Genomic DNA, 10,363 nt, shown 5'->3' on the forward strand with positions numbered 1-10,363 from the left:
CTGCCGCACGTGCCCGGTCCGCGGCGGCGGCCGCCGCCGCCAGCAGCGCGTCGTAGTCGTAGCCGGCGACGCTCGAGGTGGCCCAGCCGATGCTGGCCGAGGAGCGGATGCCGCTCACCGGCGCATCCGTGTCGATGACCGAGATCCGGGACAGGATCGCGCGCAGGTGGAAGCGCACGGCCTCGTCGCTGCCGCGGATCAGCACGACGACCCGGTCGTCGCTCACCCGTTCCGCGTCGGCGGTGGTGGGCAGCGCCTCCTGGACGTCGGCGTGGAAGCGGTCGACGATCCGGCGGAAGGCCCCGCTGCTCGACGCCTCGCGCAGGTCGGCGGGGTCGTCCAGCCGCACGTCCAGCACCGACCACGCCCCGTCGTTCTGCGCCTCGGCCTTGCGCAGGCGGGCCCTGGCACGGTCGGCCGCCCCGACGTCACCGCGCGCCGCGCTCTCCACCCGCACCAGCAGCACGAGGGTGAAGGCGGCGCAGGTGCTCACCACGATCGCGCCGACGGCGTTCATGCCCCGCAGGGCGCTCAACTGCGCCTCGGTGCTCACGCTCCCCGACACCAGCGCAGACGCCCCGCTGACCACGGAGACGACCGCGAAGCCGCACGCGGCGAGCGCGAGGGGCATCACGACGTCGCGCGCGGGAGGCTGCCCGCGCAGCAGCTCCCACGCGAGGAGCCCGGCGAACACGCCCATCGACAGGAAGACGAGGTGGAAGACCAGCAGGTACCAGGCCGTGCCCGCCGTGGACACCAGGGCGACCGGCACGCCGATCAGCGCCACGATCACCGGCAGCCAGGGGGCCGAGCGCCCGAAGTGGATCCGCACGCCGATCCAGACGAGGGGGATGAACACGACCGTCAGCGCCGACGAGGCGGCCCGCAGGACCGGGAGGCCGGTGTGATGCCCGGCCAGCCACAGGTACGCGCCCAGCATGCCGATCCCGAAGGCCACGCCCCACACGATCGTCGCCCTGGTCGGGCGCGCCAGGGTGGCGAGACCGATCACGATCGCGGTCAGCACGGTCACGACGGCGACCATGCTGGTGGTCACGTCGACGTTGACGGGCACGAGCGGTGTCATGCCGGATCCTTCCTCGGGGAACGGCGCGGGAAGCGCACGGTGACGGTGGTGCCGACGCCCACCTCGCTGTCGACGAGGATCTCCCCGTCGTGCGCGACGACGATGTCCCGCGCGATGCCCATGCCGAGCCCGGTGCCGGAGATCCCGCCCCGCACGGCGCTGTCGGTGCGGAAGTACGGCTCGAAGAGACGGGGCAGCTCGTCGGGGGCGATGCCCATGCCGGTGTCGACCACGCTCACCTCGGCCCTGGCATCGTCCGCGCCGACCCGCACCTGGATGCGGCCGCCGGACGGGGTGTACTTCACGGCGTTGCCGATCAGGTTGTCGAGCACCTGGCGCAGCCGGAACGCGTCGCCGGTGATGACCAGGCGGTCCGCGCCGTCGAGGCTCAGCTCCTGCCGGGCGGCGGTGATCAGCGGCGCGAAGGAGGCCGCGGACGCCTCCACCACCTCGCGCAGGTCCACCGGCTCGAACGGCTCCGGCGAGCTGCGGGTCTGCGCCTGCATGCTCGAGAGCAGGTCCTGCATCCGCTCCCCCGCGTTGGCGATCACCTCGACCTGCGCGGGCACGCGGCCCGGCAGGTCGTCGCGTTCGCGCAGCAGCTCCACGTGCCCGATGATCGCGGTGAGCGGGTTGCGCAGCTCGTGCGAGACGATCGCGGTGAGGGCCCTGCGCTCCTCCGCGGCCTCCAGGAGCGCGGTGACGTCGTCGATCACGACCAGAGCGATGTGCTCGCCCTCGCCGGCCCCGGCCATCGCCTGCGTGGTCACCTCCAGCGCCCGCCACTGTCCCGCGCCGTCGAACAGCCACACCCGTTCGGCGCGCAGCTCCTCCCCCGCGGCCGCCCGCGCCAGGGTCGTGCGCGCGGGGCTCAGGGCGGTGCCGCGCCGCGCGTCGTACTCGACCGAGGCTGAGGGCAGGGCGGCCCCGTAGCGGTCGCGGCCGTACAGCGCGCGGTAGGCGTCGTTCATCTGCAGGATCCGCCCCTGTGCGGTGACCACGACCAGGGCGACACCGAGCGCGTCGATGATCTGCGTCACCCGCTGCTGGTTGGTCTCGGCCCGCTCCGCCGCCCTGTTCACCTGCTCGGAGCGCCGCTGCAGCAGCCGTCGCGCGGCACCCGACCGCTGCGAGCCGATCCGCACCGTGACCCCGAGGAAGCTGAGGGTCACCACGACCGTCAGCACCCGCAGCAGCACGTCGGCCGGCTCCCCCGAGCGGTCGGCGAAGAACACCAGACAGCCACTGCTGAAGGCGACACCGGTGAACACCCACGGCATCGAGAAGTAGGTCGCCAGCCACACCACGGGGAACACCCACAGGAACCCGAGCCGCAGGTCGGGGGCGTTGGTGGTGAAGCCGACGGCCAGGATGTCCAGGAGCGGGAGCGCGGTCACGGCGGTGCGCGGAAGCCGGCGCCACGGCACGAGCAGGGCGACGAGCGTGGTGACCACCACGAGGACGATCCCGACCACGAACAGCGGGATCGTGAGCGTGTGCGGCTTGAAGCCCGCGACCATCACCACGATGGCGACGATGCTGCCCGCGAACACGAGTTGCCAACGCCAGATCGACACAGTGCGGATCATGAAGCCCCCGCCTCCTGGTCGATCCTCAGCTTTGTCGCAAGATTACTCAAAGATCGGGCCTACGCGCTCTTCAGGCGACATCGGCGTCCTACGATTCTGAGTGGGGGCCGACACTGCGACTGGGGATTTCGCAGACGCTGGGGCCGCGCGAGTGGGGATTCGCAGGCATCCGAGGCCGCGGTGGGGGAGCCGCGGCCTCGAACCCCTGTCAGCCGGGTTGATCGCCGGCTGGGGTGAGCCGATAGCCGACGCCGCGCACGGTCTCGATGTAGCGCGGCTCGGTAGGGCTGTCGCCGAGCTTGCGGCGCAGGTTGGCCATGTGGGTCTCGATGGCGCGCTTGTCCGGTTCGCTGACGGGGTCGGCGGAGCCGGACGGCGCGCCGCGCAGACCCCGTGCGAGCTCCGCCTTGCTGCACACGCGGCGCCGCGACTCCAGCAGCGCGGCGAGCAGGTCGAACTCCGTGGGGGTGAGCTCGACCGGACGCTGCGCCACGAGCACGAGCCGCGTATCGAGGTCGAGGCTGAGGTCGCGATGCACCCGACCACGCCACGTGGACACCGTCGTATCGGTCGCGGCGGCCGGCGGCGCGGGCGCGACCGGACGCTGCGTCGCCGTGGCGACCGGGAGCCGCGGTCGCCGCAGGAGCGCCTCGATCCGCGCGCGCAGCTCGCGCGGACGGAACGGCTTGACCAGGTACTCGTCGGCGCCCGAGGTGAGACCGAGCACCACGTCGGACTCCTCCGCGAGCGCGGACAGCATGATGATGAACGTGTCGCTGACCCGGCGGATGCGCCGGGCCACCTCGAACCCGTCGATGCCGGGCAGGTTGATGTCGAGCGTGGTGATCACGGGCTGGTGCCGTTCGACCGCCGCGAGGCCCTCCGGCCCCGACCCGGTGACGGCGACCTCGAAGCCCGCGGCGAGGAACACCTCCTCCAGCAGCGACTGCACGCCGGGGTCGTCCTCGATGATGACCGCGACCAGGTCGCCGACGCTGCGGGCGGTCATGCCCGCTGCTCCCGGACGATGGTGACCACGCGCGGGGCGTCCGCGTCGAGCTCGGACGGGTCGAGGTCGTCGTCGGCTCCGGCCGCGCCGACCGGGCGTTCCAGCTCGATGTCCCACCACGCGTCGGCGAGCTCCTCCGCCATGCCGCGCCCCCATTCGATCACGACCACCGAGCGCTGCAGGTCGAGATCGAGGTCGTCGAGCTCGGCGGCCGAGCCGAGCCGGTAGGCGTCGACGTGCACGAGCGGCGCCCCGCCCACGAGCGACGGGTGGGTGCGCGCGATCACGAACGTGGGGCTCTGCACGGGTCCGCGCACGCCGAGCCCCTCCGCGAGCCCCCGCGTGAAGGTGGTCTTGCCCGCCCCGAGCGGCCCCGTGAGGATGAGCAGGTCGCCCGCCTCCAGCTGTTCGCCGATCCGCAGGCCGAGCTGTTCCATCTCGTCCGCGGTGGCGATCTCCCGGCGACCGAGGAACGCCGGGTCGACGCTCACGACGCCCTCCGCGGCACCCGGTGTCCGATGCGGGTCACGATCTCGTAGTCGATCGTGCCCGCGGCGTCCGCCCACTCCCGCGCCGACGGCACGCCGAGGGTCGGATCGCCGAACAGCACCACCTCGTCGCCGATCGAGACGGGGGTGTCCCCCACGTCCACCACGAACTGGTCCATCGCGATGCGGCCGACGTTCACGAAGCGGCGCCCGCCGATCGACACGGGAAGGCGCCCGGAGGCGCTGCGGGGCACGCCGTCGGCGTAGCCCAGCGGCACCAGGACGAGCGTGGTGTCGCGGTCGGTGCGATGGTCGTAGCCGTACGAGACACCGGTGCCCGCCGGCACCCGGCGCACGGCCGCGACCGCGCCGCGCAGCGTCATGGCCGGGCGCAGGCCCAGTTCGGCCGAGGAGCGGTCGTCGAACGGCGACTGCCCGTACAGGCCGATGCCGATCCGCACCGCATCCAGCCGCGTCTCCGGCAGGTCGATCGCCGCGGCGGTCGCGGCGATGTGGCGGATCTCCGGGCGGATGCCGAACGACGCCGCCGCGGCCACCCCCTCCTCGAACTTCGCCAGCGCCGCCCTGTCGTCGGCGGGTGAGGTGTTCGACAGGTGACTGAACAGGCCCACCACCCGCAGCCGCCCGATGCGTTCGAGCCGCGCGGCCTCGGCCAGCACCCGCCCCCAGTCGCCCGGGGCGATGCCGTTGCGCGACAGCCCCGTCTCGAACTTCAGGTGCACCGCGACCGGGCTGTCGACCGCCGCCGCGGCCGCCGCCGCCTCCAGCTGGTCGAACGAGGAGATCCCGAGCTCGATGTTCTCGGCCGCCGCCTGGGTGAAGCGCTCCCCCGGGGCGTGCAGCCAGGCGAGGATCGGCGCGTGCACGCCCTGCCGACGCAGCTCCAGCGCCTCCGGGATCTCGGCGACCCCGAGCCGGGTGGCACCTGCCGAGAGCGCGGCCACCGCGGTCGCCGCGGCACCGTGTCCGTACGCGTTGGCCTTCACCACCGCGAGCACCTCGACCCCGGTGAGCCGACGGAAGTGCCGCACGTTGTCGGCGATCGCGTCGAGGTCGATCGCGGCCTCACGGAAGGGGACGGTCACAGCGGTGCTCCTTCGGCGACGACGAACGCGGCGGCCAGGCCCGCGTCGTGGGTGAGGGTGAGGTGGAGGGTCACGATGCCGCGCTCCTCGACGACCGCCGCCGTCGATCCGGACAGCACGAAGTACGGCCGCCCCGAGGGCTCGGAGGCGATCTCGATCTCGGTCCAGTGCACGCCGTCCGACCCGCCCAGCGTCTTGATCAGCGCCTCCTTGGCGGCGTAGCGCGCGGCCAACGACGGCAGTCGGAGCGCCTGCTCCGAGGGGGCGAACAGCCGCTCGCGAAGCTTGGGCGTGCGGGTCATCGTGCGCTCGAACCGGGGGATGTCCACGAGGTCGATGCCGGTGCCGATGATCACCCGTTCAGCCTACTCGCGCGGAACGGCCCCGCCCCGGAGCGGGACGGGGCCGTTCGCGGACGACGGGCGGGGTCACTCCACCGTGACGGACTTGGCCAGGTTGCGCGGCTGGTCCACATCGAGCCCCTTGGCGGTGGCCAGCGCCATCGCGAAGATCTGCAGCGGCACCACGGCCAGCAGCGGCTCGAACATGGGGCCGGCGAGCGGGATGTGGATGACCTCGTCGGCGAAGGGCAGCACCGCGGCGTCGCCCTCCTCCGCCACCACGATGACCCGGGCGCCGCGCGCGCGGATCTCCTGGATGTTGGAGACGACCTTCGAGTGCACGAGCGCGGAATGGCGCGGCGACGGCACCAGCACGAACACCGGCTGCCCCGGCTCGATCAGCGCGATCGGGCCGTGCTTGAGCTCGCCGGCGGCGAAACCCTCGGCGTGGATGTAGGAGATCTCCTTGAGCTTGAGCGCGCCCTCCAGCGCGATCGGGTAGCCCACGTGGCGACCGAGGAACAGCACGGAGCGGGTGTCGGCCATCCAGCCGGCGAGCTGCGTGACGTGCTCCTGCTCGCTCTCCAGCACCGCGGCGACCTTCTCGGGCAGGGCCAGCAGCTCGGCGACGTCGGTGGACGCGTCGGCGACCGTGCCGCGCACGCGACCCATGTGCAGGCCGAGCAGCAGCAGCGCCGTGATCTGTGCCGAGAACGCCTTGGTCGACGCGACCGCGACCTCCGGTCCGGCGTGCGTGTAGACGACCGCGTCGGACTCGCGCGGGATGGTGGCGCCCTGCGTGTTGCACACCGAGAGGGTGCGCGCGCCGCGCTCGCGGGCGTACTTGACGGCCATGAGCGTGTCCATGGTCTCGCCCGACTGGCTGATCGACACGACCAGGGTGTCGGCGCCGATCACGGGGTCGCGGTAGCGGAACTCGTGCGCGAGCTCGACGTCGACCGCGACGCGCGCCCACTGCTCGATGGCGTACTTGCCGACGAGGGCGGCGTACGACGCGGTGCCGCACGCGGTGATGATGACGCGGTTGATGCCGGTGAACAGCTCGTCGAGCCCGTCGAGCTCGGGGATCACGACCTGCCCGTCCTGGATGCGACCGCGAATCGTGTTGGCCACGGCGTCGGGCTGCTCGGCGACCTCCTTGGCCATGAAGCTCGACCAGCCGCCCTTCTCGGCGGCGGCGGCATCCCACGACACGTCGAAGGGCTCCGGGGTGACCGGGGTGCCGGCGAAGTCAATCACGGTCACGGCGTCGGGCGTGATCGACACGATCTGGTCCTGACCGATCGCGAGCGCCTGGCGGGTGTGCTCGACGAAGGCCGCGACGTCGGAGCCGAGGAAGTTCTCGCCCTCGCCCAGGCCGATCACGAGCGGGGAGTTGCGGCGGGCGCCGACGACGAGGCCGGGGTGGTCCTGGTGCATCGCGAGCAGGGTGAAGGCGCCCTCGAGGCGGTTCACGACCGAGCGGAAGGCGAGCTCGAGGTCGCCGCCGTTGCCGGCGTACTCGCGACCGAGCAGGGCCGCGGCCACCTCGGTGTCGGTCTCGCTGCGGAACACGACGCCGTCGGCGAGCAGCTCGTCGCGCAGCGCGGCGAAGTTCTCGATGATGCCGTTGTGGATCACGGCGAGCTTGTCGTCGTCGGCGAGGTGCGGGTGGGCGTTGCCGTCGGTGGGTCCGCCGTGGGTGGCCCAGCGCGTGTGGCCGATGCCGGTGGTGCCGTCGGGCAGCGGCGCGTCGCCGAGCGAGTCGCGCAGCACGGCCAGCTTGCCGGCCTTCTTGCGCATCCCCAGCTCGCCGTCGCCGTCGATCACGGCGATGCCCGCGGAGTCATAGCCGCGGTACTCGAGCCGGGCGAGACCGGCGAGAAGGATGTCCTGGCTGGGCCGCGGGCCCACGTATCCGACGATTCCACACATGAGATACAGGGTAAGACGCGATTTTTGCGAGTCGTCCGAACAATAGAGCGCCGACGGCGCGGCGTCACAGCTTGCGCAGCAGCACGCTCTCCACGTCGTGGTCCGGCCCCTTGCGCAGCACCAGGCGTGCGCGATGCCGGGTGGGCATCACGTTCTCGACCAGGTTGGGCATGTTGATCTCGTTCCAGTACCCGAGCGCCGTGGTGATCGCCTCCTCGTCGGTGAGGTGCGCGAACACGTTGAAGTAGGACGACGGATTGCTGAACGCGCCCTGCCGCAGCGCGAGGAAGCGGTCGACGTACCACTTCTCGATGTGCGACGTCTCGGCGTCGACGAAGATCGAGAAGTCGAACAGGTCGCTGACCGCGACGTCGTTGGGCGCGGGCGGCGGCTGCAGCACGTTCAGCCCCTCCACGATCACCACGTCGGGTCGCCGCACCACGACGTGCGCGTCGGGCACGATGTCGTAGCGCATGTGGGAGTAGAACGGCGCGCGCACCTCGGGGGCGCCGCTCTTGACCTCGGTCAGGAACTCGATCAGCGCGCGCCGGTCGTACGACTCGGGGAAGCCCTTGCGGTCCATGAGCCCGCGGCGCTCCAGCTCGGCGTTCGGATAGAGGAAGCCGTCGGTGGTCACCAGCTCGACGCGTGGCGTGCCCGGCCAGCGGCTCATGAGCTCGCGCAGCAGCCGGGCGATCGTGGACTTGCCCACCGCGACCGATCCGGCGACGCCGACCACGAACGGCGTCGTGCTGTCGTCCTCCTGCAGGAAGGTCGAGGTCGCCGCGCCGAGCTGCTTGGTCGCCGAGGCGTAGAGGCTCAGCAGGCGGCTCAGCGGCAGGTACACCTCGCGCACCTCGGTGAGGTCGAGCCGGTCGCCGATGCCGCGCAGCTCCACGACCTCGGTCTCGGTGAGGGGCTGGTCGAGGCCCGCGGCCAGACGCGCCCACTCGGCTCGGCCGATCTCCCGGTACGGCGACAACGGCAGCGTGGGGTCGGGGGTCACGTGCACCATCGTAACGGCGCGCGAGTAGTCTCTTCCCGTGCGCCTGGGAGTCCTCGACATCGGATCCAACACCGTCCACATGCTCGCGGCCGACGTGCGTCCCGGCGGCCGCCCGCTCGCGACGACCAGCGACCGGACGGTGCTGCGCCTCATGCGCTACCTCACCCCCGACGGCGCCATCTCGGAGGAGGGCGTCACCGCGCTCGAGGCCGCCGTGGCCCAGGCCCGCCGCGTCGCCGAGGCGGAGCGGGTCGACGAGCTGCTCGCCACCGCGACGAGCGCCGTGCGCGACGCCCGCAACGGCGCCGAGGTCATCGCCCGCATCGAAGCCGCGCTCGGGCAGCCGCTGCAGGTGCTCGACGGCGAGACCGAGGCGGAGCTGACGTTCCTCGCGGTGCGGCGGTGGTTCGGGTGGTCGGCCGGACAGCTGCTGCTGCTCGACATCGGCGGCGGCTCGCTGGAGATCGCCGCGGGGGCGGAGGAGCTGCCCGACGCCGCCGCCTCCGTCCCGCTGGGCGCCGGCCGCATGACCGTGCAGTTCCTCCCCGACGACCCGCCCGGCGAAGCCGACGTCGAGCGGTTGCGCGCGCACGCCGAGACGACGCTCGCCGAGGTGCTGCCCCGGTTCCGCGCCCTGCCCCGCCCCGACCACGTCGTCGGATCGTCCAAGGCCATCCGCTCGCTCGCGCGTCTGGTGGGCTACCCGGCGCCCGGGTGGTCGGGCAGCGACCGGATGCTGCTGCCCCGCGCGGCGCTCGGCTCCTGGATCCCGCGGCTCGCCCGCCTGCCCGCCTCGGCCAGACAGGAGCTGCCCGGCATCACCCCCGATCGCACGTTCCAGATCGTGGCGGCCGCGGTCGCTCTGCACACCGCGATGAGCGCCCTGCAGGTGGACGAGCTGGAGGTCTCCCCGTGGGCCCTGCGCGAGGGCGTGCTGCTGCGCTACATCGAGGAGCACAGCGGCGCGCGAACCTGAGAGGGGCGCACACCCCCCGCCGCTAGCATGACCGCATGACCTCCCCCGCCGTCGCCCCCTCGCGCGCGGGCACGGTGACGGCGCGTCTCGCCCTCGTCGGCTACCTGCTGTTCGTCGGCTTCACCGTCTGGCTCCCCGCCTCGGTCTCGGCCAAGGTCACGGGGCTGGTGGGCGTCATGGCCGCGTGGGTGTCCGATGCGGGCATCGCCTCGTACGAGCGCAGCGCCGTGGTGCTGGAGATCCTCGCCAACGTCGCCCTGTTCGTGCCGGTGGGCCTGCTGCTCGCGCTCGCCCTCCCGCGGCTGCGCCTGTGGCAGGTGGTGCTCTGCGGCGGTCTGATGAGCGTGGTCATCGAAGCGGTCCAGGGGCTCATGCCCTCGCGCGTCCCGGCCCTCAGCGACATCATCGCCAACACCTCGGGCACGCTGATCGGCGCGGTGCTCGCCCTGGTGCTGCTCCAGCTGGTGGCGGGTGATCGTCCGGCGGCGGCCCGCCGTAGGCTGGTGTCGTGACCACGCCCCACCCCGACGGCCCTCCGGCCGGCATGAGCCGCAGGGAATGGCGCGAGCTCCGGGCGACGACGCCCGCCGCGTCCTCCGCCTCCCCTTCCTCCTCCCCCGAACCCGGGAACGCGCACGCGGACGCCCCGGCGCCCGGCCCGCTCGACGCGCTGCTGCGCCCGGACGCGGGCGGCGACCCCGGCCACCGCCTCACGATCCTCACCGTCTGCACGGGCAACATCTGCCGCTCGCCGCTGGCCGAGGTGATGCTCCGCCGCTCGCTCGAGCCGCTGGGCGTGCGCGTGCACAGCGCGGGGACGCACGCG

General features: G+C 72.7%; 11 protein-coding genes. 3 read left to right on the plus strand and 8 right to left on the minus strand.

Features of this window, described 5'->3' with window-relative positions; all coding sequences use genetic code 11:
• The 8 genes from DW299_RS13560 to coaA form a co-directional block, all read right to left on the minus strand.
• Positions 1-1,087, minus strand: a 1,087-nt coding sequence (locus DW299_RS13560) for a hypothetical protein (protein ID WP_136036907.1), incomplete at its 3' end; no start/stop codon positions are given.
• On the minus strand, positions 1,084-2,676 hold the full coding sequence (locus tag DW299_RS13565; RefSeq protein WP_136029663.1) for a sensor histidine kinase: 1,593 nt from the start codon (positions 2,674-2,676) through the stop codon (positions 1,084-1,086). The genes DW299_RS13565 and DW299_RS13560, both read right to left, overlap by 4 nt.
• A gap of 208 nt (positions 2,677-2,884) precedes the next feature.
• A complete protein-coding gene (locus DW299_RS13570) occupies positions 2,885-3,685 on the minus strand; it encodes a response regulator transcription factor (protein ID WP_136029675.1) in 801 nt (266 codons plus the stop codon).
• On the minus strand, positions 3,682-4,176 hold the full coding sequence (gene tsaE, locus DW299_RS13575) for a tRNA (adenosine(37)-N6)-threonylcarbamoyltransferase complex ATPase subunit type 1 TsaE (protein ID WP_372490575.1): 495 nt from the start codon (positions 4,174-4,176) through the stop codon (positions 3,682-3,684). Before tsaE ends, DW299_RS13570 begins: the two co-directional genes overlap by 4 nt.
• Positions 4,173-5,279, minus strand: coding sequence for an alanine racemase (gene alr, locus DW299_RS13580; RefSeq protein ID WP_136029677.1), 1,107 nt, complete (start codon positions 5,277-5,279; stop codon positions 4,173-4,175). The genes tsaE and alr overlap by 4 nt, the downstream gene beginning before the upstream one ends.
• Positions 5,276-5,635 (minus strand): holo-ACP synthase, encoded by a 360-nt coding sequence (locus tag DW299_RS13585; RefSeq protein ID WP_136029679.1) that lies wholly within the window; start codon positions 5,633-5,635, stop codon positions 5,276-5,278. The genes alr and DW299_RS13585 overlap by 4 nt, the downstream gene beginning before the upstream one ends.
• A 72-nt stretch (positions 5,636-5,707) precedes the next feature.
• Positions 5,708-7,555 carry a glutamine--fructose-6-phosphate transaminase (isomerizing) gene (gene glmS, locus DW299_RS13590; protein WP_136036908.1) on the minus strand — a complete coding sequence of 616 codons (1,848 nt, stop codon included), beginning with the start codon at positions 7,553-7,555 and terminating at the stop codon, positions 5,708-5,710.
• Between the two features lie 64 nt (positions 7,556-7,619).
• Positions 7,620-8,561, minus strand: a complete 942-nt coding sequence (gene coaA / locus DW299_RS13595; protein WP_240744509.1) for a type I pantothenate kinase — start codon at positions 8,559-8,561, stop codon at positions 7,620-7,622.
• A 37-nt stretch (positions 8,562-8,598) separates the two neighbouring features.
• Between coaA and DW299_RS13600 the strand changes: the two genes are divergently transcribed.
• The 3 genes from DW299_RS13600 to DW299_RS13610 form a co-directional block, all read left to right on the plus strand.
• Positions 8,599-9,537 (plus strand): Ppx/GppA phosphatase family protein, encoded by a 939-nt coding sequence (locus tag DW299_RS13600; RefSeq protein WP_136036909.1) that lies wholly within the window; start codon positions 8,599-8,601, stop codon positions 9,535-9,537.
• A 35-nt stretch (positions 9,538-9,572) separates the two neighbouring features.
• On the plus strand, positions 9,573-10,049 hold the full coding sequence (locus DW299_RS13605; protein ID WP_136036910.1) for a VanZ family protein: 477 nt from the start codon (positions 9,573-9,575) through the stop codon (positions 10,047-10,049).
• Positions 10,046-10,363: arsenate reductase/protein-tyrosine-phosphatase family protein (locus DW299_RS13610; protein WP_446724802.1), on the plus strand; the 318-nt coding region annotated here is incomplete at its 3' end. The genes DW299_RS13605 and DW299_RS13610, both read left to right, overlap by 4 nt.

This window comes from Microbacterium sp. K35 (assembly GCF_004794375.1).
Classification (GTDB): Bacteria; Actinomycetota; Actinomycetes; order Actinomycetales; family Microbacteriaceae; genus Microbacterium; species Microbacterium sufflavum.

Bases quoted from the DNA above. Each gene is read 5' to 3' on its own strand.
- glmS (WP_136036908.1), bottom strand. From the start codon at position 7,555: ATGTGTGGAATCGTCGGATACGTGGGCCCGCGGCCCAGCCAGGACATC.
- DW299_RS13605 (WP_136036910.1), top strand. From the start codon at position 9,573: ATGACCTCCCCCGCCGTCGCCCCCTCGCGCGCGGGCACGGTGACGGCG.
- DW299_RS13565 (WP_136029663.1), bottom strand. From the start codon at position 2,676: ATGATCCGCACTGTGTCGATCTGGCGTTGGCAACTCGTGTTCGCGGGC.
- DW299_RS13570 (WP_136029675.1), bottom strand. From the start codon at position 3,685: ATGACCGCCCGCAGCGTCGGCGACCTGGTCGCGGTCATCATCGAGGAC.